At 58.9% G+C, this 414-nt stretch carries 1 rRNA gene; it reads left to right on the top strand.

The features are described 5' to 3' along the window. Window positions 1-405 (top strand): 16S ribosomal RNA (locus tag GFH49_RS01595); the annotation flags it as partial. Between the last annotated feature and the right edge of the window lie 9 nt (window positions 406-414).

The following is a 414-nucleotide window of genomic DNA, read 5'->3' as shown; positions in this document are numbered from 1 at the left end:
GGGGACTCACAGGAGACCGCCGGGGTCAACTCGGAGGAAGGTGGGGACGACGTCAAGTCATCATGCCCCTTATGTCTTGGGCTGCACACGTGCTACAATGGCCGGTACAATGAGCTGCGATGCCGTGAGGTGGAGCGAATCTCAAAAAGCCGGTCTCAGTTCGGATTGGGGTCTGCAACTCGACCCCATGAAGTCGGAGTTGCTAGTAATCGCAGATCAGCAGTGCTGCGGTGAATACGTTCCCGGGCCTTGTACACACCGCCCGTCACGTCACGAAAGTCGGTAACACCCGAAGCCGGTGGCCCAACCCCTTGTGGGAGGGAGCTGTCGAAGGTGGGACTGGCGATTGGGACGAAGTCGTAACAAGGTAGCCGTACCGGAAGGTGCGGCTGGATCACCTCCTTTCTAAGGAGC

It is taken from the genome of Streptomyces blattellae, from assembly GCF_009709555.1.
Taxonomy (GTDB): domain Bacteria; phylum Actinomycetota; class Actinomycetes; order Streptomycetales; family Streptomycetaceae; genus Streptomyces; species Streptomyces blattellae.
Note: the sequence above shows the minus strand (reverse complement) of the source record. Positions and strands in the feature narration are given on the sequence as shown.